Source organism: Serratia sp. CY33802, assembly GCF_052169095.1.
Lineage (GTDB): Bacteria > Pseudomonadota > Gammaproteobacteria > Enterobacterales > Enterobacteriaceae > Serratia > Serratia bockelmannii.
This window is the reverse complement of sequence record NZ_JBJNLL010000006.1, coordinates 1-23,665: the sequence shown is the minus strand read 5'-3', so window position 1 is coordinate 23,665 and position 23,665 is coordinate 1. Positions and strand designations below refer to the sequence as shown.

The window sequence follows — 23,665 nt, the reverse complement described above, 5'->3', positions numbered from 1 at the left end:
AATTATTCGATGAGCGCCGCGACCACGGCGGGGATCTGTTGCGGATTCACGATGCGTAACTGTTTATGCCGCCCCAGTTCGCCTTTCTCGATGGTGACGTTGCTTTTCGCCACTTTGAACTGCTTGGCGATAAACTTGATCAAATGGGCGTTGGCTTGGCCGTCGACCGGCGGGGCGGTGATGGCGACTTTTAGTTCGTCGCCATGCAAGCCGATAATTTGGTCGCGGCTGGCTTTCGGCTGAATATATAGCCTGATCGCCAGCCCGTCCAGCACCGGAGTGACGGCACTCACAGCAGGAACCAGATCTCGCCGAACAGATCCATGCCCAGGTAGTTGATCAGATAGAGGATCAGGATCACCACCATGGCGGAAAAGTCGATACCGCCCATCGCCGGAATGATGCGACGGATCGGCGCCATCAACGGTTCGGTCAGCTGGTACATCACGTAGTCGATCGGGCTGCGGCCCTGGCTTACCCAGCTCATCAGCGCACGAATGATCATCACCCAGAAGATCAGGTAGCCGGCGGACTTGACCAGCGAGATCAGGCCGAACAGCAGGTTATACGGGCTGAGCGATATCGCGCCGCCCTGGATCAGTAGCAGCAGCGGGTACTTGATGGTCATCAACAGGAACGCCAGCAGCAGAGAAGCGCTGTCGATAGGCCCCAGCGATGGGATGATGCGGCGCAGCGGGCCGACCACCGGTTGGGTGATCTTCACCACAAACTGCGAGAACGGGTTATAAAAATCGGTGCGCGTCCATTGCATCCAAATGCGCAGCAACAGCACCATCACGTACAGATCAATAACGGTCTTGACCAGGAAAGTCAGCGTTAGCATGAAGTGGTCCTTCTCCTTAACTCATGGTTATTTAAAATAATTTTTCCATTTCTTGCGCACGAGAAACGGCGGCCTGCATCGCTTGCGCCACGGTTTCCGGCAGTTGGCGTTCGTTGAACACCCGCAGCGCTTCGGCGGTGGTGCCGCCTTTGGAAGTCACCTGCTCGCGCAGCGTGCCCAGCGGCGTATCCGGGTTGGCTTCCACCAAGGCGGCAGCACCGGAAGCGGCCTGCTGCACCAGATCGCGCGCGGTCTGGCTGTCGAAGCCCATGCGTTCGGCCTCTTTTTGCATCGCTTCCATAAACAGGAAGAAATAAGCCGGGGCGCTGCCCGCGGCGGCGATCACGCCGTTGATGCCATTTTCGTCATCTACCCAGCAAACTTTACCGACCGACGCCATTAAATCGCCGGTGTAGTCGCGATCCTGTTGGCTGACCTGCGCCGGCGCGTACAGCCCGCTCATGCCCTTGCCGACCAGCGACGGGGTGTTGGGCATGATGCGCACGATGTCCAGTTGGTCGCCGAGCAGCTGATAGAAACGGCTGACCTGAATACCGGCGGCGATCGACAGCACCAGTTTGCCGCCGAAATCGACCTGTTCGCGCAGCGGCTGACACACGTCGGCCATCATCTGCGGTTTGACCGCCAGCACCACCACCTCGGCTTCACGCGCGCAGGCGACGTTGTCGCCGCTGCTGACGATGCCGTAGTCCGCCGCCAGCGCGTCACGGTTTTTCGCCGAAGGGGCGCAGACGCTGATGGATTTGGCCGGATAGCCGCCCGCCACCAGGCCGGCGATGATTGCACGCGCCATGTTGCCGGCGCCGATAAAGGTAATCTTGCGATGTTGCATCAAATCCCTCGTCTGTTTGTCAGGCCTGCGAGTAGTCGCGGGCGCCAAAAATTGCGGTGCCGATGCGCACCAGGGTGCTGCCTGCGGCAATCGCTGCCGCCATATCGTCCGTCATGCCCATCGACAGCGTATCGGCCTGCGGATAACGCTGGCGCAGGGCGAGAAAGGCGTCGTTCATCTGGTTGAATACCGCCAACTGCCGCTGGTAATCCGCTTCCGGCGCCGGGATGGCCATCAGGCCGCGCAGCGTCAGGTTCGGCAGCGCAGCGAGCGCCTCGGCCAGCGCTGGCAGTTCGCTTAATGCAATGCCGGATTTGCTCTGCTCATCGCTGATGTTGATTTGAATCAGCACGTTGAGCGGCGGCAGGTCGGCCGGGCGCTGATCGCTCAGGCGCTGGGCGATGCGCAGCCGATCCACGGTATGACACCAGGCGAAATGTTCCGCCACCAGCCGACTCTTATTGGATTGCAGCGGGCCGATAAAGTGCCACACCAACTCACCGCCCTGCGGCGACTCGGCGAAATGCCGGATCTTGTCTACCCCTTCCTGCACGTAGTTCTCGCCGAAGGCGCGCTGGCCGGCGGCGATGGCTTCTTCGATCGCCGCCACAGGTTTGGTTTTGCTGACTGCAAGCAGAGCAACTTCTTCCGGCGACCGTGCGCAGTTTTGCGCGGCGGCCGCGATGCGGTTTCTGACATCCTGCAGGTTCTGTTGGATAGTGCTCATTATTGACCCGGGAGAGTGATATGGATATCGATGAATTCGTGGCCCTTAGTGTAAAGCATAATGCTTCCGATCTGCACCTTTGTGCCGGTCATCCGCCGATGTTGCGCATCGACGGTGAACTGCAGCCGCTGGCGGCGGCGCAAACGCTGACGGCGCAAGGCGCGCAGGCCCTCTGCGATGGATTGCTGAATGCGCAGCAGCGCGAGAGCCTGCGGCGGCTGGGGCAGGTCGATCTGGCGTTGCACAGGCCGGGCGGGGAGCGGTTGCGCGCCAACATTTTTCAACAAAGCGCGGGGATTTCTCTCGCGTTGCGGCGTATTGCCGGGCAATCGCCTTCGCTTGCCGAGCTGGCAGCGCCGGCCATCGTGCCGGCGCTGCTGCGGCGCGACGATGGGCTTCTCCTGGTCACCGGCGCCACCGGCAGCGGCAAGTCCACCACGCTGGCAGCGATGATCGACGAGATCAACCGGCACCAGCAGCGGCACATTTTGACGCTGGAGGATCCGATTGAATTCCTGCACCGCAGCCGGCGATCGCTGATCCAGCAGCGGGAGATCGGCCGCGACAGCCACAGCTTTGATGCGGCGTTGCGCGCCGCGCTGCGCGAAGATCCTGATGTGATCCTGCTGGGCGAGCTGCGCGATACCACCACCATCCGGCTGGCGCTCACCGCGGCGGAGACCGGCCACCTGGTGCTGGCGACGCTGCACACCCGCAGCGCGTCGCAGGCAGTGGAACGGTTAGTGGACGTGTTTCCGGCGGAAGAAAAACCCTATGTGCGCGCCCAGCTGGCCGGCAGTCTGCAGGCGGTGATCGCGCAAAAGCTGATGAGGCGGCCCGGCGGCGGACGCGTGGCGATCTTCGAAGTGCTGACGGCGACGGCGGCGGTCAGCAACCTGATCCGCGAAGGGAAAACGCATCAGTTGGCGAGCGTGTTGCAAACCGGCGCACAGTCCGGCATGCAAACCTTTGAGCAAGGTTTGCAGCAGCGGATTGACGCCGGTGTGTTGGGGGACTGTGCGGGGGAGGGAACGGGTGTTTAGCCCAGCTGCCGTTCGAACCAGCTCTCGAGGATCACTACCGCGGAGGCGGAATCCACGCTGCCTTTATCAAGGGCGCGGAAGCCGCCGCGGTCGAACAGGTTGGCGCGCGCTTCCACGGTGCTCAGGCGCTCGTCATGCAGATCGATCTGGATGCCGAAGCGGCCGTGCAGGCGGTTGGCGAACTTGCGCGCCTGGGCGGTAACGGGTTGTTCGGTGCCGTCCATGTTCAGCGGCAGGCCGACCACCACCAAATCCGGCTGCCACTCCTTTAGCAGTTTTTCAATTTTCAGCCAGTCCGGCGAGCCGTCCTGCGCTTTGAAGGCCGGCAGGGCGCGGGCGCTGCCGGTCAACTCCTGGCCGATGGCCGCGCCAATGCTTTTGGTGCCGAAGTCGAAGGCGATAATGGTGCGGTTGCTCATCAGGCGTGTCCTGCGTGGTTGGCGATGCTGCGAATGTCGATACCCAATAGGTTCCCCGCCTCGCGCCAGCGGCTGGCGATCGGCGTGCGGAACAAAATGTCGGTGTTGGCTTCGATGGTCAGCCAGGCGTTTTCCAATACTTCCTGCTCCAACTGGCCCTTTTCCCAGCCCGCATAACCCAGCGCCACCAGCACGTCGTCCGGTTGCTCTGGCGTGCCGAGCGTTTCCAGCACGTCTTTCGAGGTGGTGATCATGGTGTTGGGCGAAATTTGAATGCTGGCGCCGAAGCCGTGGCGCGGCGTATGCAGGATAAACCCGCGATCGTCCGCCAGGGGGCCGCCGGCGAACACCGGCTTGTCCAGGCTGATGGCCGGATCGCGCGCAGGCGGCATGATCTTCAGCTTGCTCAGCACCGTGGCTACCGTGAACTGCTCCACCGGTTTATTGATCACCAAACCCATGGCGCCTTCTTCATTGTGCTCGCAAATGTAAATCACCGAGCGCTTGAAGCGAGGATCCTGCAGCGTTGGCATGGCGATCAGAAAATGGTGCTGTAAATTCATGGCGTTAGTATAAGGTAATCAATGGGTGAGAAAATAAACAGCCGCCAGTATGCGGCTATACCCGCCGCCTTTCAAGCCGCTGCCGGAAAGGCGGGCTTTGGCAGGCGCGATACAGGATAGCGGGCAGCATGCCGCCCGCATGACGCATTACTTCGCCGCCAGGCGCTTTTCAATCGCGTCCATCAGCATGCCGGTAATCGAGATAGGGAATGCCGCCTCGATCTCGCGTGCGCAGGTTGGGCTGGTCACGTTGATCTCGGTCAGGCGATCGCCGATCACGTCCAGACCGACGAAGATCAGCCCTTTCTCTTTCAGCGTCGGGGCGACGGTACGGGCGATTTTCCAGTCGCTCTCGCTCAGTGGACGCGCTTCGCCGCGGCCGCCGGCCGCCAGGTTGCCGCGGGTCTCGCCCTGCGCCGGAATGCGCGCCAGGCAGTAAGGCACCGGCTCGCCGTCCACCACCAGGATGCGCTTGTCGCCGTCCTTGATCGCCGGCAGGAAGTTCTGCGCCATGCAGAAACGGCTGCCGTGTTCGGTCAGGGTTTCGATGATCACCGACAGGTTAGGATCGTCCTGCTTCACGCGGAAGATAGACGCGCCGCCCATGCCGTCCAGCGGTTTCAGGATGATGTCGCCGTGCTGTTGGTGGAATTTGCGGATGTGTGCGGCGCTGCGGCTAACCAGCGTATCCGGCGTCAGCTCAGGGAACCAGGCGGTGAACAGCTTCTCGTTGCAGTCGCGCAGGCTTTGCGGCTTGTTGACCACCAGCGTGCCTTTGACTTCGGCGCGCTCCAGAATGTAGGTCGCGTAGATGTATTCGGTATCGAACGGCGGATCCTTGCGCATCAGGATCACGTCCAGATCGTGCAGCGCCAGATCCTGCTCGGCGCCGAAGCTGAACCAGCTCTCCTTGTCTTCCTTCACGCTCAGCAGGCGGGTACGGGCGCGCCCGTCGCCGGCGTGCAGATAGAGATCGTTCATCTCCATGTAGTGCAATTCGTAACCGCGGCGCTGCGCTTCGAGCAGCATGGCGAAGCTGGTGTCTTTCTTGATGTTGATGGAATCGATAGGATCCATCACGATGCCGAGCTTAATCATCTTTTCTCCTTTAACCCAGGTCGCCGAAGCGGACCTGCAGAGCGGTAATGGCGGTGAGCGCTGTGGTTTCGGTACGCAGAACGCGTGGTCCCAGCAGAATATCAGTAAATCCGTGGTCGGTGGTCATGGCGATTTCGTCGGCGGACAAACCGCCTTCCGGGCCGATCAGCAGGCGGACGCGGTCTACCGGCTGCGGCAGCGTGTTGATGCTGTGGCTGGCGCGCGGATGCAGGTTGAGCTTCAGGCTGCCGTCCTGCTCGGCGCACCAGGCCTCCAGCGACATCGCCTCGCGGATTTCGGGAATGCGGTTGCGGCCGCACTGCTCGCAGGCGGCGATGGCGATTTTTTGCCATTGTTGGATTTTCTTCGCCAGACGCTCGCCGTCCAACTTGACGCCGCAGCGCTCGGAAAACAGCGGGGTGATGACGTTGACGCCCAGCTCGATGGATTTCTGGATGGTGAACTCCATCTTCTCGCCGCGCGAGATCACCTGGCCCAGATGCAGGTTGAGCGGCGATTCGATGTCCTCCACGCGGCCGTCGCCGAGGCGCACCAGCACGCTCTTTTTGTCCACCCGGACTATCTCGGCGTCGAACACCTGGTTACTGCCGTCGAACAGCTGCAGCGCCTGGCCGGCGCTCATGCGCAGCACGCGCCCGACGTGGTTGGCGGCGTCCTCGCTGAGGGCGATCTCCGCCCGATCGGTTAACGGCTGCGGATGGTAAATGCGGGGTATGCGCATGGGTAGTCTGATCCTGACGAAACGGCGCCGCGGGTTGGCGGCGCCATGAAAGATAAAGGCTATAGTAGGTTAGCTTTTCCGCTGCTGACAAGCCTGTTGAATATAGGGGTTGTGGTTGCCCTGCACCTTGGCGATACGTGCTTCACGCTGACATTCCCATTGGCTCACCGGATATTGCCGGTTCCACACCTCGAACAGCTGGGTTTGCTGGCGTGACAGCCGCAGCTGGTAGCGATCGCGCATGTAGAAGTAGGTGCGGGCAATGGCGCCGCGGGCGCGGGCGGGCGGCTCCGCCTGTTTATTCTTGAAGTCCACCTTCATTGGGCATTGCCCGTACTGGCCTGCACCGCCGTTCCATTGGCTGTACATGAAGTTGTTGCGGTCGCCGTTCACTTCGCCGATCGCCGGCTGCAGGTTGTGCAGATCGGTTTCTATCTGGCGATAGGTGGCGTCCTTGTTGCAATTTTTGCGCCCGCCGTCCTGCCAGCACTGCAGCTGGTGACCGAACTGCCAGGCCGGCACTACGTGTTCCCATTCGATGCGCTGTGCGCGCTGGGCGTTTTTACGCACCTGATAGCCGCAGCCGGCGAGATCCGGGATACCCTTCTTGCCTTGCCAGTCGATGCGGCAGCCGCAGTAAAAGCTGCCCGGCGCATCCTGATTAATCTTGGCCGCCGCCGCTTTGGCCTGAGAGAAGTTATTGATGCCGTGCGCCTGTACGGCGCCTGCGGCGAAAACCGCCATAAACAAAATTCTGCGAAGCATATTCCAAAACAGCTCAAAATTGGAAAAGCAGGCAGGGTAACGGAACTTGCCGGCAGTGGCAAATGGCGATATTTGCTTGTTTTAACGTATAAATCGTTTAACTAAAGGTTCTCGCTAGCAAGAAATTTCAGTTTTTCGCCGCACCGGCGGCAGCGGTATTCGCTTTCGCCGCGCAGCACGCGGTTATGGCGGCGAATGGTGAGCTGGTGCTGCCCGCAGCCGCAGCGGTAGGGGAAGGTTTTGCTTTGCACCGAGGCGGTTTCGAAACGGTGAGTGCGGCTGGCGGGGGTCAGTAGCACGCTTTCCATCATCCAGCGCCATTCGCGGCCGTGCGGCGCCACCCGGCCGAATTGGCGAAACACCAGCAGGTGCGCCAACTCATGCGGCACCACCTCATCGATAAACGGCTGTTGGTTTTCCAGCAGCAGCACCGGGTTCAGACGGATTTCCCAGCTTTGCAGCCAGGCGGTGCCCGCGCTGGTGCCGCGTTGCTGATAGACGATGCTGGGTTCGGGGAACTCGACGGCAAAATGCTGGCGTGCCAACTGCAGCTTTTCTCGCAGGCAGCGCATCACCGCTTGTTGCAGCGCGATGGGGATTCTTGGTTTGTTCATTGCGGCTAGCTTAAGCAATGGCACGGCGGCTGACAATATGCTCCAACGCAAATCCGCATCCGCGTTTTTTCGCCACATTGATAAAGCGATCGCCGTCGATGGATTGTAATCAATGTGTTAACTGCGGGATAATAAAGCGTGCATGATGAGCCTGTACCCGCAGTTCTCACCGAGCAAGGTTGAAACGCCGCCTGTGGTAATCCCTTACGCAAAGAGCGGTTATTTTGCGATTTGGCGCAATAACTGACTGATTAAAAATACGTAAGGTGGAGGCAGTTTTTTGACAAGGCGCCGCCTCGCGCGCCACAAGTGTGAATTTAACGCAGCTGATGTTGCAAGTGAGAGATCAATGTCGAATAAACCGTTCCACTATCAAGATCCGTTCCCGCTGAAGAAAGACGATACCGAATATTATCTGCTGAGCCGCGACCACGTTTCCGTGAGCGAGTTTGAAGGCCAGGAAATACTGAAAGTTGCCCCTGAAGCGTTAACCCTGCTTGCCCAGCATGCGTTCCACGACGCCTCGTTCATGCTGCGCCCGGCGCATCAACAGCAGGTGGCCGATATCCTCGACGATCCGGACGCCAGCGAAAACGACAAGTACGTTGCGCTGCAATTTCTGCGTAACTCAGAAATCGCCGCCAAGGGTATTTTACCGACCTGCCAGGATACCGGCACGGCGATCATCGTCGGCAAAAAGGGCCAGCGCGTCTGGACCGGCGGCGGCGATGAAGAAGCGCTGTCGCGCGGGGTCTACAACACCTACATCGAAGAGAACCTGCGCTATTCGCAGAACGCCGCGCTGGATATGTACAAAGAGGTCAATACCGGCAGCAACCTGCCGGCGCAGATCGATCTCTACAGCGTGGACGGCGAAGAATACAAATTCCTGTGCATCGCCAAGGGCGGTGGTTCTGCCAACAAAACCTATCTGTATCAGGAAACCAAGGCGCTGCTGTCGCCGGGCAAGCTGAAAAACTACCTGGTCGACAAGATGCGCACGCTGGGCACTGCGGCCTGCCCGCCGTACCACGTGGCGTTCGTCATCGGCGGCACCTCGGCGGAAGCGACGCTGAAAACCGTCAAACTGGCCTCGACCAAGTATTACGATGGCCTGCCGACCGAAGGCAACGAGCATGGCCAGGCGTTCCGCGATCTGGAACTCGAAGCGGAACTGCTGCAAGAAGCACAGAACCTGGGGCTGGGCGCGCAGTTCGGCGGTAAATACTTCGCGCACGATATCCGCGTGGTGCGCCTGCCGCGCCACGGCGCGTCCTGCCCGGTCGGCATGGGCGTCTCCTGCTCGGCGGACCGCAACATCAAAGGCAAGATTAACCGCGACGGCATCTGGCTGGAAAAACTGGAGCACAATCCGGGTAAATTCATTCCTCAGGAGCTGCGCCAGGCCGGGGAAGGCGAGGCGATCAAAGTCGATCTCAACCGTCCAATGGCCGAGATCCTCAAACAGCTGTCGCAGTACCCGGTTTCCACCCGTCTGTCGTTGAGCGGCACCATCATCGTCGGCCGCGATATCGCGCACGCCAAGCTGAAAGAGCGCCTGGATCGCGGGGAAGGCCTGCCGCAGTACGTCAAGGATCACCCGATCTACTACGCCGGCCCGGCCAAAACGCCGGAAGGCTATGCGTCCGGTTCCTTGGGGCCGACCACCGCCGGGCGTATGGACTCCTACGTCGATCTGCTGCAATCCCACGGCGGCAGCATGATCATGCTGGCGAAAGGCAACCGCAGCCAGCAGGTGACGGATGCCTGCCACAAGCACGGCGGCTTTTACCTCGGCAGCATCGGCGGCCCGGCGGCGGTGCTGGCGCAGCAGAGCATCAAGAGCCTGGAGTGCGTGGAGTACCCTGAGCTGGGCATGGAAGCGATCTGGAAAATCGAAGTGGAAGATTTCCCGGCGTTTATCCTGGTGGATGACAAAGGCAATGACTTCTTCCAGAAGATTCAGGCCGGTCAGTGCTCCAGCTGTCTGAAATAATCGCTGCCCCCTTCGCCGCCCGCGGGCGGTGAAGGGGAGTGTGTAAAGTCCTGTAGCTTGCTGGACGTCGAGTTTTAACCTGTATACCCTACGCGGGTAGCACTAAAATTCGACTAATGGAATATCGGCAACAGAAGGTTCGGCAAGCACATGGGAACGCAGGAAAGTCACATCAAGGAATTGCTGGTCTGGATTGAAGATAACCTGACCAATCCGCTGTCGTTGGATATCGTTTCTGCCAAGTCAGGCTACACGAAATGGTACCTGCAGCGCATGTTCAAAAAGCAGACCGGATTATCGTTAGCCTCGTATATCCGCGCTCGCCGCCTCTACCTCGCCGCCTTCGCCTTGCGCTTCACGCAGAAGAGCATTCTAGACATTTCGGTTGAATATCAATTCGATAATCAGCAGACATTCTCGCGCTGTTTCAAAAAGCACTTCGCCGAATCGCCCAGCGTGTATCGCCATGCCCGCAAGCAGGACTTCAGCAATCTGGTGCGTTCGCTGGCGGCCAGCCAGCCCGGCGATATTCAGGTCGAACGCGTCAGCATCGCCAGAGGGCAATATGCCTTTCACGGCAAACATTACGCGTACCATCTGGATATCGAGAAGCTGGACAAGTCGCACCTGCCGCAGCGCAGCGCGCTTCGGGCGCAGTTCTACACCTTGTTGGGTGAGCGCCCGGCACAAACCTATTCGTTTACCCAGCTGGTGCCGGACGGCGAGCGGGTCAGGGTCGATTATACCCTGGGCGTGACGACGGACTACCCGCTACGCGAAGGCGTGGCGCTGGAGCCGCTGCCGGAGATCCACGGCGAGTTTTGCCGTTTTCGCTATTCCGGCAAGCCGGTGGCGCTCAATGATCACATCATTAAAATTTACACGCAGGTACTGCCCGAAATGGGGCTGGCCCGCGGTGACGGGCCGGACATGACGGTATTCAGCTATTCGCTGAGCGGGAAAGAGGAGCTGCATCTGGAGCTGCAACATCTGGTGCCGGTGGTGCCGCTGCACTGATCCCGTCGGCGGCCGGCAGCCGGTTTTTTTGCTGCACGATCGCCGCCATCACCGCCAGGGCGATCTCCGCCGGCGTTTTGCTGCCCAGCGGCAGGCCGATCGGCGCATGAATGCGTTCCAACTCCTGCGGCGTGAATTCGGCAATCTGCTGCAAACGCTGGCGCCGCCGCGCGCTGTTTCTGAGCGAGCCCATGGCGCCGATGTAAAACGCCGGGGTGTGGATCGCTTCCATCAGCGTCAGGTCGTCCATGCGCGGATCGTGGGTCAGCGCCACGACGGCGGTATTGGCGTGGCAACCGCCGTCCTCAATGAACTTGGCCGGAAACTGGCGCAGCAGCGTCACGCCCGGTTTCAGCTCGGCGGCGAAGTTATCCAGCGCCTCCGGGCGGCTCTCGCACACCAGCACCTCAAACCCCAGCGCCACGGCGAAGTCGGCGCAGTACAGCGCCACGCTGGACAACCCGGCGATCAGCAGGCGCGGCGCGGCCGCGATGTGCAGGGTGATCTGCTCGAGCCGGCGTTCGACCTGGGTGGCGCTGGTGAAGTGGCTCTGCTCAAGGCTGTGGCAGGCGTGGGGCAGCGTCAGGCGTTTGATCAACGCGTGATGCCCTTCCAGCGCGCCGGCGATGCGTTGCAGATAAGCGACGCTGGCTTCTCCCGCCGGCAGATACTCGATCAGCACGTCCAGCACGCCGCCGCAGGGCAGCGCCACGTTGGGCGTCATGCCGCCTTCGCCATAACGGATCACCTGGCTGGCCGCCTGATACTCCCCGGCGGCTACGCGCCGTAGAAAGTCCTCCTCCACGCACCCGCCCGACAATGAACCGCTGTAGCGGCCGTCTCGGGTCGCGGCCATCAACGCGCCCGGCGACCGCGGCGAAGAGCCGTAGGTACTGAGCACGGTGCATAACCAGACCGGCTGTTGCTGCAGCCAGCTTATCGCCTGGCTGACCACGGTGACATCAAGATGTTGCATAGGTGAATTTACTCGCTGGCCGGGAGTTGCGATGGAAGATCAATATCCTGCACGACGCCGGGGTGCTCAAGCGGCAGCAGGTGTACCGCCGCGCCTTGCAGCAGTTCACGCGCGCCATTATCGCCGCGCAGTTGGCAAAGCGGTTTGCGCAATCGGGCGGAAAAGCCGACCGGGTGACCGGGCTGTTGCGCATAGCAGGGGCGCACGATCGCGTGTTGCCGTAAGGCATCCGCCACCTGTCGGAAAACGTCGGCGCCGACGAACGGCATATCGGCCAGGTGGATCAGCCAGCCCTGCCAGTGCGGCGTGGCCGCAACGCCCGCGGCGATCGAGTCGCCGAGGCCCGCGCTGGCGAGCAGGGTGACCGGCACTTGCTTGGCGGCGCAGGCTGCCAGCACCGGCAGATTATCCGGCCGGGTTACCACCTGTACCGGCAGGCCGGAAGCCAGCGCCTGGCGCAGAGTGTGTTCGAACAGCGATCGCTGCTCGCCCGCTGCATCGGCGAATCCGGCGTTCAATTTGTTGCCCTGGCCGCCGGCCTGGATAAAGCGCTCCCCGCGTCCGGCGGCGGTAATGACAATGCCCGTGGTCATGCTTGAAGTCCGCGTTTGCGCAAATTATTTATTAGCCTACAAACTACCTGTGTTTTGCAAATGTTTTTTTGTTGAAAACAGCCTGTTAATCATCACATAATTTTAGTTATAAGCATATGCTTATGACGTCTACGGCAAGGTCGTCAGCGTTTGCGCAACAACACCGCGAACAAAAACCAATTACAAGAAAGACGTGAAGGACTTATTTATGAGCAATTTCAACCCGTCGCGGCGCCGCTTTATCAAAAGCGCCGTGATTGCGGGGGTGTCTGTGTATCTCGCCCCCCTGTACAGCCGCGCCTACGCCGCGCTGTTCGAGCAAAAAATCCTCCAGTCGCCCAACTGGGATCCGCAGACCAAACGCGTCCGTTTCCGCATCGATGGCCGCGCCAAGGTCATGGGGCAGAAGGTGTTCGCGCGCGATATCCGCGCGGTGGACATGCCGCACTGGCCGCAGAAACAGGCGCACGCCTTCATTCTGCGCGTCACCAAAGCCGACCGGCTGTTCGAAGGGGTCGATCTGTCGCTGTTGGGGGACGACCTGCAGCCGGATCGCCTGGTGACGGCGGAAGATCTGGCGCGCGATGGCCTGGCCTTCCCGGCGTTCTACGGTGACGACATGCTGCTGCCGAGCGGCAAAACCCCGGCCTACCTCGGCCAGGCGGTGGCGATCCTGATCTATCACGACTTCGCCCGATTCCGCTTTGCCAAGGACAAGCTGAAATTCCGTGAAGAGACCATCAAATTCGGCGCGGTCACCGGCCCGCTGGAGCGCGATCCCTGGGGCAGCTTCCGCTATGTGCGGGTGGGGGGCGATCAACCGTTCGACGACGATCGCTTCTCCAGCCTGAAGGACACGCCAATCTTCCCGGTATCGATGAAAAAGCACCTGCCGGTGTGGCCGGAAGGGCGCGAGGGCGGCAAGCTGGATCAGGAAGGCATGCGCTATGCGGGCCAGATCGCCGACGAGATGGCCAACCCGCCGGCCGACTGGCTGGTGATGTCACGCCGCTACACCACGCAGTCGATCGATACCTCGGCGCTGGAGCCGGACAACGCCAACGGCTGGTTCGACGCGCAGACGCAAACCCTGCATCTGGTGGTGCCGACCCAGTCGCCGCAGGAAGTGGCCGACGAGATGCCGCGCATGCTGGCCAAGCGCAACCCGCCGGTGAAACAGCTGATCCTGCACCCGTGCTACACCGTGGGCTACGGCTCGAAAGATCACTACAACTTCCCCTATTACGGCGCAGTGGCGGCGATGTACGGCGACGGCCACCCGGTGCGCCTGGCCAATGACCGCTTCGAGCAGTTCCAGACGGCGCTGAAGCGCCACGCGTTCGACATGAACTATCGCATCGCGGTGAATCGCCAGACCGGCGTTATGCAGTCGTTCCTCGGTGACATGACGGCGGACGGCGGCGGCCGCAGCAACTTTACCCCTTCGGTGGTGATGGTTGGCGCGACCGCCGCCCAGTCGATTTACTACTTCCCGAAAAGCGATCTGTCGTCGGTCGGGCTGGCCTCACGTGCCATCGACGCCGGTTCGGCGCGCGGTTACGGCACGCTGCAGAGCATGGCCGCCACCGAGATGATGGTGGATGAGCTGGCCGCCGAGCTGAAGATCGACCCGATCGAGTTCCGCCTGCGCAACGTGCTGAAATCCGGCATGAAAAACACCCAAGGGGCGATCCCGGCCGGTGCGATCCGCGCCGATGAAGTGCTGGTGAAGGCGGCGAAGCATGAGATGTGGCTCAAGCGCGCCGAACGCAAGGCCGAGTTTGAGAGCCGCTATCCCGGCAAGCGCTATGGCGTTGGCTTCGGCTGCGTGCAGAAAGACTTCGGCACCGGGGCGGAAACCTCGTTCGCCCGGGTGGAGCTGAGCGAAGACGGGCGCATCACCCTGCATCACAGCGGCGCGGAGATGGGCACCGGCATGTCGACCTCGCAGTCGGTACTGTGCGCGCAGTGGCTGGGCAAACCGGCCGACGAAGCGCACTTCTCGGTCACCGACTGGTCGGTACTGCCGATGGTCACCAGCGGCGATCCTTACCTGATGTCGCAAGAAGAGCAGGACAAGCTGCAAACCAACCCCAACTGGACGCCGAGCTACTGTTCGCCGTCGAGCGCCAGCAATTCGGCCTATTACTTCTCGCACAGCACCCGCGAAGCGGCGCGCCTGATCTTCGATCACGGCCTGTGGCCGGCGGCGATGGCGCTGTGGCAGGCCGGTATCGGCGGCGGCCAGGCGGCGCCGCTGGTGGTGCGGCGCGAAGATGCGCGTTGGGTCGAAGGCGGCCTGACGGCGGCGGGCATGTCGGTGCTGAGCCTCGAGCTGCTGGCCAAGACGGCTTATCAGATGGGCGGCGTCACCGGCGCGGCGGTGCACGTGTTCAACCGCTGGCAGTGGGCGGAGGCCGATTTCACGTTGAACGGCAAAAGCGAGCGCCTGCCGGTCGACGGCATGGCGCTGCGCAACGCCAGCGGCGAATTCAAACCGCTGGCGCGCGGGCAGGTCTATTATCCGCCGACCCAGCGCAACAATGCGGCGGTGACCTACTACAGCGCCGTTGGCACGCTGGCGGAAGTGGCGGTGGATATCGCCACCGGCCAGGTGGAATTGCTGAATCACCACTCGATCATGGAGTGTGGCAACCTGATCGTGCCAGAACTGGTTTCCGGCCAACTGCAGGGCGGGCTGGCGATGGGGATCGGCCATGCGCTGCACGAATATTTACCACTGTACGAAGACGGCCCGGGCAACGGCACCTGGAACTTCAACCGTTACCACCTGCCGCGCGCTAGCGACGTGGCGGTGTGGAAGCAGAGCGGCGACATCCTGCCGGCGCTGTCGGAAACCGATCCGCCGAAAGGCATGGCGGAGGTGGTGATGATCCCGATCGTGGCCGCGCTGGTCAACGCCATCGCCGACGCCACCGGCCACCGTTTCCGTGATTTGCCCGTTCGTGCAGAAAATATTCGTGAGGTATTACAATGAGCATTAAAACCCAGCCGATTTCCCTGACCATCAACGAAAAGCAGTACGGCCCGATCGAGGTGCCGGAAGGCTTGATGATGATCGATTTCCTGCACGAGTACCTTGACCTGACCGGTTCGCGCCTCGGCTGCGGGCAGGGCATTTGCCACGCCTGCGTGGCGATCGTCGATCACCCGAGTGGCACTAGCGAAGAGGTGCGCACCTGCATCACCGGCGCGCATTTCTTCAACGGCAAGAAAGTGCGTACCGTCGAAGGCCATGCCAAGGTGGACGAGCAGGGCGAGGTGGTTGAACTGTCGCCGATCCAGCAGGCGTTTCTGGAGCACTACAGCTTCCAGTGCGGCTACTGCACGCCGGGCTTCGTCAACGCCGCCACCATTTTCGTGGAAAAGCTCAAGCGTGAGCCGATCGCCCGCGAACAGCTGGAAAACGCCATCGAGCAGGCGCTGGACAGCCACATCTGCCGCTGCACCGGCTACGTGCGCTACTACGAAGCGGTGCGCGACGTGGTGCTGAAAACGCCGGGCCTGCTGAAGGAGACGGCGCAATGAAAAAACGTCTCGCAGTGTTGATTGTGCTGGTGGCGATCGTGGTGATTGCGCTGCTGTGGTGGCGGGAAAACCGCCGTTACGACGGCCCGGTGCGGCAGGTGACCGCCAGCGCCGAACAGATCGCGCGCGGCCGCTATCTGGCGCAGGCCGCCGACTGCGCCGCCTGCCATACCGCCAGCGGCGGGGCGCCGTTGGCCGGCGGCTATCCGCTGGACACGCCGTTCGGCACGATTTACGGCAGCAACCTGACGCCATCGGGCGACCACGGCATCGGGCGCTGGAGCAAGGACGACTTCTTCCTGGCGCTGACGCAGGGCGTGGCGCCGGGCGGACGGCACCTGTACCCGGCGATGCCTTACACCTCGTACAAGGGCATGTCGCGTCAGGACGCCGATGACATCTACGCTTACCTGATGACGCGCCCGGCGGTGGACGTGGCCATTCCGGCCAACGAGATGCCGTTCCCGTTCAACCAGCGTATGGCGCTGATCGGCTGGAACCTGCTGTTCCGCAGCCAGGATCCGCTGCCGGCCAGCTCGCAGGGCAGCTCGTCGCAATGGCAGCGCGGCCGCTATCTAGCCGACGTGCTGGGCCACTGTGGCGAATGCCACACGCCGCGCGGCGCGCTGGGGCAGATGGATCTCGGCAAGACGATGCAGGGCGGCGATCTCGGCCGCTTCATGGCGCCGGACATTACGCCGCACGGCCTGGCGCAGCGCGGCTGGACACCGCAGGACGTCAGCCGCTTCCTTGGCACTGGCCTCGCGCCGCAGGGTTCGGCCTTCAGTGAGATGCATATGGTGGTGGATCTCAGCACCCGTCATTTGACGCCAGAAGACCATCAGGCGCTGGCGCTGTATCTGATGGGCGAGCAGCCGCCAGCGGCGGTGCCGGTGAAAATGGGGCAGGGCAGCGATGCCGGGCGCATGACCTATCTGGATCAGTGCGCCGGCTGTCATGCGCACGAAGGCGAAGGCAAACCGCACGTCGCACCGGCGATGCGCGATAACGCCACGCTGCGCCAGGCGGACGGCAAGAACCTGATCGTGTCGGTGCTGGACGGCCTGCCGGCCCAGCAGTTCCCGAACGGTGAAAGCATGCAGAGCATGCCGGGCTTCGGCGAGCGTCTGAGCGATGCCGACGTGGCGGAACTGGTAAATTACCTGCGGGTGACCTGGGGCGGTTTGCCGGCGGACGTCACCGCCGAGCAGGTGAAAGCGCTGCGCAAGTAAGCGGCGTTCAGACGAAAAAAATGGCCCGCATCTGCGGGCCATTTTATTGCGCGGTCACGGGATTCAACGGCTGGTGACGCCGTCGACGCGTTGGCTGCGCTGTTTGATGGCGTAACCGACGGCCAGGATCGCCACCCATACCGGGATCAGCAGCACCGAGATTTGAATGCCCGGCGTCAGGTACATGATCACCAGGATGCCGGCCATGAACAGCAGGCACAGGTAGTTGCTGAACGGGTACCAGAACGCTTTGAACTTCGGCACCACGCCTTCGCGGTTTTTGGCGGCGCGGAACTTCAGGTGCGCCAGGCTGATCATCGCCCAGTTGATCACCAGCGCCGACACCACCAACGCCATCAGCAGTTCGAAGGCACGGCCCGGGATCAGGTAGTTAATCAGCACGCACAGCGCGGTGGCGAGGGCGGAGATGCCGATGGCCACCACCGGCACGCCGCGGCCGTCGACCTTCAGCAGGCTTTTCGGGCCGTTGCCCTGCTGCGCCAGACCGTACAGCATGCGGCTGTTGCAGTAGACGCAGCTGTTGTACACCGACAGCGCGGCGGTGAGCACCACGACGTTCAGCACGGTCGCCACCAGGTTGCTGTTCAGCGCGTGGAAGATCAGCACGAACGGGCTGCCGCCTTCGACCACTTTGCCCCACGGGTACAGCGACAGCAGAATGGCCAGCGAACCGATATAGAAGATCAGGATGCGGTAGATCACCTGATTGGTGGCTTTCGGAATGCTCTTTTGCGGGTTGTCGGCTTCGGCGGCGGTGATGCCAACCAGTTCGAGGCCGCCGAAGGAGAACATGATCACCGCCATCGCCATCACCAGGCCCATGACGCCGTTCGGGAAGAACCCGCCCTGCGCCCACAGGTTGGTGACGGTGGCTTCCGGGCCGCCCATGCCGCTGAACAGCAGGTAGGCGCCGAACACGATCATGCCGATAATCGCCACCACCTTGATGATGGCGAACCAGAACTCCATCTCGCCGTAAACTTTAACGTTGGCGAGGTTGATGGCGTTGATCGCCAGGAAGAATACCGCGGCGGAGACCCAGGTCGGGATCTCCGGCCACCAGTACTGCACGTAGATGCCGACCGCGGTCAGCTCCGCCATCGCCACCAGGACATACAGCACCCAGTAGTTCCAGCCGGAGGCGAAGCCGGCGAAGTTGCCCCAGTATTTGTAGGCGAAGTGGCTGAAGGAACCGGCGACCGGCTCTTCCACCACCATTTCCCCCAGCTGGCGCATGATCAGAAACGCGATGAAGCCGCCGATGGCGTAGCCGAGAAGCACTGACGGGCCGGCCATTTTTATTGTTTGAGCGATACCGAGAAATAACCCGGTACCGATTGCGCCACCTAAGGCGATGAGCTGAATATGGCGGTTTTTCAGGCCGCGTTTCAGCTGGTCACCCTGCTGTTGACCATCCATCAATCTAACCCTCTGTCGTTGTGAATGCCCATCTGCCTGTAAAGCAGTGGTTACGATGTGTGTTTTGTTTTATTTACGGCGTTATAGCTATTAATTCCACGGCGCCGCTACCGTTTGGCAGAGAATAATGTTATGCGCGTCGGTTTGCACCTGCTTTGTCGTGTGAGTGATTAAGATTGCAGCAGTTTAGGAAACAAAATGCGGGTTGTGTGACGGCGGGGGGGATTCAGTGCATGAAATAAGCAACAAATCACATAATGCGCAAAAATAACGTAGATCTGAACGGTGGGGTGCGTTCAAATAATGAACGAACCGCCGTTGCGCTGCTCGCCAAATAGCCATTCATTAAAGCGTCATAACCATGCAATAAAACTCGGGCAAAAAGTTTGCACTCTGCCTTGCGTAAGGTTTGGTAAAAGTTAAATCCCAAACCCATCGCGTAAATGGTAATACCATCACGGCGTTACCGGTTTGCAGCGGGGTTTTCAGCGGGGTGTTAAAATGTGCGGGTAACCTGATTTCGATCAAGGCCCGTATGGACAGGAGGTGAATACTTTGTTACTTTACCGTCACGTTTTTGAAATTGGTATTACCAATTGACTCCGCGCCATTCGCAGAGAAGAATTCACTCATGGCCTACAGCAAAATCCGCCAACCCAAGTTGTCAGATGTTATCGAGCAACAGCTCGAATACCTGATCCTCGAGGGGACACTGCGCCCAGGCGAAAAATTGCCTCCGGAGCGCGAGCTGGCGAAACAATTTGATGTCTCCCGTCCTTCTCTGAGAGAGGCCATTCAGCGCCTTGAAGCGAAAGGGCTGCTCCTGCGCCGTCAGGGCGGCGGCACCTTCGTGCAAACTAATCTGTGGCAGAGCTTCAGCGATCCGCTGGCCGAGCTGCTGGCCGACCATCCCGAATCACAGTTCGATCTGTTGGAAACCCGTCACGCGCTGGAAGGCATTGCCGCCTATTACGCGGCGCTGCGCGGCACCGATGAAGATCTGGCGCGCATCCGCGATTGCCACATCGTGATTCAACAGGCTCAAGACAGCGGCGATCTCGACGCCGAGGCCGATGCGGTCATGCAGTATCAAATCGCCGTGACTGAAGCCGCTCACAACGTTGTGTTACTTCACCTGCTACGCTGCATGGGGCCGATGCTGGAACAGAACGTGCGTCAGAACTTTGAATTGCTCTACTCGCGCCGTGAGATGTTGGCAAAAGTGAGCAGCCACCGCGCCGGAATTTTTGAGGCGATTGTGGCACGCGAGCCGGAAAAGGCCCGTGAAGCCTCGCATCGCCACTTGGCGTTTATCGAGGAAATCTTGCTGGATCTCAGCCGGGAGCATACTCGGCGCGAGAGATCGCTACGGCGTCTCCAGCAACGCAAGGATTAAGAGCTGTCCTCTTCAGGGTACACCAGCCTGCGGGGGTTAAGTTCGAGGTACTTAGTTAAGTACTTAAGCGGCAACTAAACTGATGGGCCTGTCTTCGTGTGTTTTTGCACAGAGCACAGGAAGACAGGCTCCAAACAAACCATTAGACAGATAAGGAATACCACCATGTCAGAACGTTTAAACAATGACGTGGATCCGATCGAAACCCGCGACTGGCTGCAGGCGATCGAATCGGTCATCCGTGAAGAGGGTGTTGAGCGAGCTCAGTTTCTGATTGATCAGGTATTGGGAGAAGCCCGCAAAGGCGGCGTTAACGTTGCGGCCGGTGCTGCAGCGCACAACTACGTCAACACCATCGCGGTAGAAGACGAACCGGCCTACCCAGGCAACCTGGATCTGGAACGCCGCATTCGCTCTGCGATCCGTTGGAACGCGATCATGACCGTTCTGCGCGCATCCAAAAAAGACCTGGAGCTGGGCGGCCACATGGCTTCCTTCCAGTCTTCCGCGACCTTCTATGAAGTCTGCTTTAACCACTTCTTCCGCGCACGCAACGAGAAAGACGGCGGCGACCTGGTGTACTTCCAGGGCCACATCTCTCCGGGCGTTTACGCGCGTGCCTTCCTTGAAGGCCGCCTGACCGAAGAACAGATGAACAACTTCCGTCAGGAAGTGCACGGCAACGGCCTGTCCTCTTACCCGCATCCTAAGCTGATGCCGGAATTCTGGCAGTTCCCGACCGTATCCATGGGCCTGGGCCCAATCAGCGCCATCTATCAGGCGAAGTTCCTGAAATACCTGGAACACCGTGGCCTGAAAGACACCTCTGAGCAGACCGTTTACGCCTTCCTGGGCGACGGTGAAATGGATGAGCCGGAATCCAAAGGCGCCATCACCATCGCGACTCGCGAGAAGCTGGACAACCTGGTGTTCGTCATCAACTGCAACCTGCAGCGCCTGGACGGCCCGGTCACCGGTAACGGCAAGATCATCAACGAACTGGAAGGTATCTTCTCCGGCGCAGGCTGGCAGGTGCTGAAAGTGATCTGGGGCGGCCGTTGGGACGAGCTGCTGCGCAAAGACACCAGCGGTAAACTGGTTCAGCTGATGAACGAGACCCTGGACGGCGACTACCAGACCTTCAAATCCAAAGACGGCGCTTACGTGCGCGAGCACTTCTTCGGCCGTTACCCGGAAACCGCGGCGCTGGTCAAAGACATGACCGACGACGAAATCTGGGCGCTGAACCGTGGTGGTCACGATCCGAAGAAAATCTTCGCTGCACTGAAAAAAGCGCAGGACACCAAAGGCAAACCGACCGTTATCCTGGCCCACACCATCAAAGGTTACGGCATGGGTGAAACCGCGGAAGGTAAAAACATCGCTCACCAGGTGAAGAAAATGAACATGGAAGGGGTTCACCACTTCCGCGATCGTTTCAATGTGCCGGTTGCCGATGCTGACATCGAAAAACTGCCGTACATCACCTTCGAGAAAGAGTCCGAAGAGTACAAATACCTGCACGAACGTCGCCAGGCGCTGAAAGGCTACGTGCCAACCCGTCTGCCGGAGTTCACCCAGAAGCTGGAAATGCCGGCGCTGGAAGATTTCAGCTCGCTGCTGGAAGAGCAGAACAAAGAGATCTCCACCACTATCGCCTTCGTGCGTGCCCTGAACGTGATGCTGAAGAACAAGTCGATCAAAGATCGCCTGGTGCCAATCATCGCCGACGAAGCGCGTACCTTCGGTATGGAAGGTCTGTTCCGTCAGATCGGTATCTACAGCCCGAACGGCCAGCAGTACACCCCGCAGGACCGTGAGCAGGTTGCTTACTACAAAGAAGACGAGAAAGGTCAAATCCTGCAGGAAGGCATCAACGAACTGGGCGCAGCCTCTTCCTGGCTGGCCGCAGCGACTTCCTACAGCACCAACGATCTGCCGATGATTCCGTTCTACATCTACTACTCGATGTTCGGTTTCCAACGTATCGGCGACCTGTGCTGGGCAGCGGGCGACCAACAGGCGCGTGGCTTCCTGATCGGCGGGACCTCGGGCCGTACTACCCTGAACGGCGAAGGTCTGCAGCACGAAGATGGCCACAGTCACATTCAGTCTCTGACCATCCCTAACTGCATCTCTTACGATCCGGCTTACGCGTACGAAGTGGCGGTGATCATGCACGACGGTCTGGTGCGCATGTATGGCGACAACCCAGAAAACGTGTACTACTACCTGACCACGCTGAACGAAAACTACCACATGCCTGCGATGCCGCAGGGTGCGGAAGAAGGTATCCGCAAGGGTATCTACAAGCTGGAAACGCTGGAAGGCAGCAAAGGCAAGGTACAGCTGCTGGGCTCCGGCGCTATCCTGCGCCACGTGCGCGAAGCTGCGCAGATCCTGGCGAAGGACTACGGCGTGGGTTCCGACACCTACAGCGTGACCTCGTTCACCGAACTGGCGCGCGACGGCCAGGATTGCGAGCGCTGGAACATGCTGCACCCAACCGAAACGCCACGCGTGCCGTACATCGCTCAGGTGATGAGCGACGCGCCAGCGGTAGCGTCTACCGACTACATGAAACTGTTCGCTGAACAGGTTCGTACTTATGTGCCGGCCAGCGATTATCGCGTACTGGGCACCGACGGCTTCGGTCGTTCGGACAGCCGCGAAAACCTGCGTCACCACTTCGAAGTCGATGCGTCCTACGTGGTGGTTGCTGCTCTGGGTGAACTGGCTAAACGCGGTGAGATCGAAGCTTCTGTGGTTGCTGATGCAATCAAGAAATTCGACATCAACCCGGAAAAAGTTAACCCGCGTCTGGCCTAAGAGGTACTGAATAATGTCTATCGAAATCAACGTACCGGACATCGGTGCAGATGAAGTCGAAATCACCGAGATTCTGGTGAAGGTCGGCGATAAAGTTGAAGCGGAACAATCGCTGATCACCGTGGAAGGCGACAAGGCCTCCATGGAAGTGCCATCCCCTCAGGCGGGCGTGGTGAAAGAGATTAAAGTGGCGGTCGGCGATAAAACCGAAACCGGCAAACTGATCATGATCTTCGAAGCGGCAGGCGCAGCGGAAGCTGCACCGGCGGCGAAAGCGGAAGAAAAACCGGCGGCAGCAGCAGCTGCCCCGGCTGCCGCTGCGGCCAAAGACGTTGCTGTGCCGGACATCGGCGCCGACGAAGTCGAAGTGACCGAGATCCTGGTGAAAGTGGGCGACAAGGTGGAAGCCGAGCAGTCCCTGATCACTGTGGAAGGCGACAAGGCTTCCATGGAAGTCCCTGCGCCGTTCGCGGGCACCGTGAAAGAGATCAAGATCGCGACCGGCGACAAAGTGAAAACCGGTTCCCTGATCATGGTGTTCGAAGTGGCTGGCGCCGCTTCTGCTGCGGCCCCGGCTGCGGCTGAAGCTCCTGCCGCCGCTGCAGCGCCTGCGGCCTCTGCGGCCAAAGACGTCGCCGTGCCGGATATCGGCGGTGACGAAGTCGAAGTGACCGAGGTGATGGTTAAGGTGGGCGACAAGGTTGCCGCCGAGCAGTCTCTGATCACCGTGGAAGGCGACAAGGCCTCCATGGAAGTGCCAGCGCCGTTCGCGGGTACCGTGAAAGAGATCAAGATCGCGACCGGCGACAAAGTGAAAACCGGCTCCCTGATCATGGTGTTCGAAGTGGAAGGCGCTGCGGGTGATCAACGAAGATATGATCGATGCAGGGCAGGGTTTCGGTACTCACCCGCATAAAGACATGGAAATCCTGACCTACGTGCTGAGCGGCACGGTGGAACATCAGGACA

21 protein-coding genes and 2 pseudogenes are annotated in these 23,665 nt (G+C 60.5%); 10 read left to right on the top strand and 13 right to left on the bottom strand.

The annotated features are described in order from the left end of the window. Nucleotides 1-2 precede the first annotated feature (2 nt). Genes yggU through ACJ8HA_RS17660 form a run of 4 tightly spaced genes read right to left on the bottom strand, consistent with a single transcriptional unit; the run spans nucleotide 3 to nucleotide 2,424 of the window. Nucleotides 3-293: a DUF167 family protein YggU gene (gene yggU, locus ACJ8HA_RS17675; RefSeq protein WP_004948014.1), complete on the bottom strand. Its 291-nt coding sequence runs from the start codon at nucleotides 291-293 to the stop codon at nucleotides 3-5. After that, the gene (locus ACJ8HA_RS17670) at nucleotides 290-844 is read right to left on the bottom strand and encodes a YggT family protein (protein ID WP_025304250.1); all 555 of its coding nucleotides are present in this window, start codon (nucleotides 842-844) and stop codon (nucleotides 290-292) included. Before ACJ8HA_RS17670 ends, yggU begins: the two co-directional genes overlap by 4 nt. 31 nt (nucleotides 845-875) lie before the next feature. Then, entirely contained in the window at nucleotides 876-1,697 is an 822-nt protein-coding gene (proC, locus tag ACJ8HA_RS17665) for a pyrroline-5-carboxylate reductase (RefSeq protein WP_025304249.1), read from the bottom strand. Nucleotides 1,698-1,716: 19 nt separating this feature from the next. Next, nucleotides 1,717-2,424, bottom strand: coding sequence for a YggS family pyridoxal phosphate-dependent enzyme (locus ACJ8HA_RS17660; RefSeq protein ID WP_151429370.1), 708 nt, complete (start codon nucleotides 2,422-2,424; stop codon nucleotides 1,717-1,719). A gap of 20 nt (nucleotides 2,425-2,444) precedes the next feature. On the opposite strand from ACJ8HA_RS17660, the gene ACJ8HA_RS17655 reads away from it, so the two are divergent. Further along, on the top strand, nucleotides 2,445-3,467 hold the full coding sequence (locus tag ACJ8HA_RS17655) for a type IV pilus twitching motility protein PilT (RefSeq protein ID WP_049204215.1): 1,023 nt from the start codon (nucleotides 2,445-2,447) through the stop codon (nucleotides 3,465-3,467). Here the strand turns inward: ACJ8HA_RS17655 and ruvX are convergent. The 6 genes from ruvX to ACJ8HA_RS17625 all read right to left on the bottom strand — a co-directional run bounded on the left by ruvX (nucleotide 3,464) and on the right by ACJ8HA_RS17625 (nucleotide 7,668). Further along, nucleotides 3,464-3,886 (bottom strand): Holliday junction resolvase RuvX, encoded by a 423-nt coding sequence (gene ruvX, locus ACJ8HA_RS17650; RefSeq protein WP_025304246.1) that lies wholly within the window; start codon nucleotides 3,884-3,886, stop codon nucleotides 3,464-3,466. The genes ACJ8HA_RS17655 and ruvX overlap by 4 nt on opposite strands. Continuing rightward, nucleotides 3,886-4,449, bottom strand: coding sequence for a YqgE/AlgH family protein (locus ACJ8HA_RS17645; RefSeq protein WP_004937452.1), 564 nt, complete (start codon nucleotides 4,447-4,449; stop codon nucleotides 3,886-3,888). Before ACJ8HA_RS17645 ends, ruvX begins: the two co-directional genes overlap by 1 nt. Before the next feature lie 147 nt (nucleotides 4,450-4,596). Next, entirely contained in the window at nucleotides 4,597-5,547 is a 951-nt protein-coding gene (gene gshB, locus ACJ8HA_RS17640; RefSeq protein WP_025304245.1) for a glutathione synthase, read from the bottom strand. A gap of 10 nt (nucleotides 5,548-5,557) precedes the next feature. Beyond that, complete coding sequence (gene rsmE / locus ACJ8HA_RS17635; RefSeq protein WP_025304244.1) at nucleotides 5,558-6,289, bottom strand: 16S rRNA (uracil(1498)-N(3))-methyltransferase; 732 nt, start codon at nucleotides 6,287-6,289, stop codon at nucleotides 5,558-5,560. 69 nt (nucleotides 6,290-6,358) lie between these two features. After that, on the bottom strand, nucleotides 6,359-7,054 hold the full coding sequence (gene endA / locus ACJ8HA_RS17630; RefSeq protein ID WP_025304243.1) for a deoxyribonuclease I: 696 nt from the start codon (nucleotides 7,052-7,054) through the stop codon (nucleotides 6,359-6,361). Nucleotides 7,055-7,155: 101 nt separating this feature from the next. Continuing rightward, complete coding sequence (locus ACJ8HA_RS17625) at nucleotides 7,156-7,668, bottom strand: SprT family zinc-dependent metalloprotease (RefSeq protein WP_004937462.1); 513 nt, start codon at nucleotides 7,666-7,668, stop codon at nucleotides 7,156-7,158. 349 nt (nucleotides 7,669-8,017) lie between these two features. On the opposite strand from ACJ8HA_RS17625, the gene fumA reads away from it, so the two are divergent. Both fumA and ACJ8HA_RS17615 read left to right on the top strand, forming a co-directional pair. Next, entirely contained in the window at nucleotides 8,018-9,664 is a 1,647-nt protein-coding gene (gene fumA, locus ACJ8HA_RS17620; RefSeq protein WP_025304241.1) for a class I fumarate hydratase FumA, read from the top strand. A gap of 150 nt (nucleotides 9,665-9,814) precedes the next feature. Beyond that, nucleotides 9,815-10,681, top strand: coding sequence for a helix-turn-helix domain-containing protein (locus ACJ8HA_RS17615; protein ID WP_049296235.1), 867 nt, complete (start codon nucleotides 9,815-9,817; stop codon nucleotides 10,679-10,681). On the opposite strand, the gene ACJ8HA_RS17610 is transcribed toward ACJ8HA_RS17615, so the two are convergent. Together ACJ8HA_RS17610 and ACJ8HA_RS17605 are read right to left on the bottom strand one after the other, a co-directional pair. After that, nucleotides 10,605-11,657 carry an XdhC family protein gene (locus tag ACJ8HA_RS17610; protein ID WP_442515422.1) on the bottom strand — a complete coding sequence of 351 codons (1,053 nt, stop codon included), beginning with the start codon at nucleotides 11,655-11,657 and terminating at the stop codon, nucleotides 10,605-10,607. The two genes, ACJ8HA_RS17615 and ACJ8HA_RS17610, sit on opposite strands and share 77 nt — an antisense overlap. An 8-nt stretch (nucleotides 11,658-11,665) precedes the next feature. Continuing rightward, entirely contained in the window at nucleotides 11,666-12,250 is a 585-nt protein-coding gene (locus ACJ8HA_RS17605) for a nucleotidyltransferase family protein (RefSeq protein WP_049204219.1), read from the bottom strand. Between the two features lie 208 nt (nucleotides 12,251-12,458). Here ACJ8HA_RS17605 and ACJ8HA_RS17600 point away from each other — a divergent pair, with 208 nt between their 5' ends. The 3 genes from ACJ8HA_RS17600 to ACJ8HA_RS17590 are packed head-to-tail and all read left to right on the top strand — an operon-like array spanning nucleotide 12,459 to nucleotide 17,031. Further along, entirely contained in the window at nucleotides 12,459-15,248 is a 2,790-nt protein-coding gene (locus ACJ8HA_RS17600) for a xanthine dehydrogenase family protein molybdopterin-binding subunit (protein ID WP_164064272.1), read from the top strand. Continuing rightward, on the top strand, nucleotides 15,245-15,799 hold the full coding sequence (locus ACJ8HA_RS17595; RefSeq protein WP_025304236.1) for a (2Fe-2S)-binding protein: 555 nt from the start codon (nucleotides 15,245-15,247) through the stop codon (nucleotides 15,797-15,799). Before ACJ8HA_RS17600 ends, ACJ8HA_RS17595 begins: the two co-directional genes overlap by 4 nt. Next, a complete protein-coding gene (locus ACJ8HA_RS17590) occupies nucleotides 15,796-17,031 on the top strand; it encodes a c-type cytochrome (RefSeq protein WP_442515421.1) in 1,236 nt (411 codons plus the stop codon). Before ACJ8HA_RS17595 ends, ACJ8HA_RS17590 begins: the two co-directional genes overlap by 4 nt. Before the next feature lie 63 nt (nucleotides 17,032-17,094). Here the strand turns inward: ACJ8HA_RS17590 and ACJ8HA_RS17585 are convergent, their stop codons facing one another. Continuing rightward, the gene (locus ACJ8HA_RS17585; protein WP_025304234.1) at nucleotides 17,095-18,471 is read right to left on the bottom strand and encodes an amino acid permease; all 1,377 of its coding nucleotides are present in this window, start codon (nucleotides 18,469-18,471) and stop codon (nucleotides 17,095-17,097) included. A gap of 631 nt (nucleotides 18,472-19,102) precedes the next feature. On the opposite strand from ACJ8HA_RS17585, the gene pdhR reads away from it, so the two are divergent. The 4 genes and pseudogenes from pdhR to ACJ8HA_RS17565 form a co-directional block, all read left to right on the top strand. Further along, on the top strand, nucleotides 19,103-19,867 hold the full coding sequence (gene pdhR / locus ACJ8HA_RS17580) for a pyruvate dehydrogenase complex transcriptional repressor PdhR (protein WP_004937490.1): 765 nt from the start codon (nucleotides 19,103-19,105) through the stop codon (nucleotides 19,865-19,867). 165 nt (nucleotides 19,868-20,032) lie between these two features. Beyond that, a complete protein-coding gene (gene aceE, locus ACJ8HA_RS17575) occupies nucleotides 20,033-22,696 on the top strand; it encodes a pyruvate dehydrogenase (acetyl-transferring), homodimeric type (protein WP_025304233.1) in 2,664 nt (887 codons plus the stop codon). Nucleotides 22,697-22,709: 13 nt separating this feature from the next. Next, a pseudogene (locus ACJ8HA_RS17570) lies at nucleotides 22,710-23,555 on the top strand (biotin/lipoyl-containing protein); the annotation flags it as partial. After that, nucleotides 23,542-23,665, top strand: a pseudogene (locus ACJ8HA_RS17565) (pirin family protein); the annotation flags it as partial. The pseudogenes ACJ8HA_RS17570 and ACJ8HA_RS17565, both read left to right, overlap by 14 nt.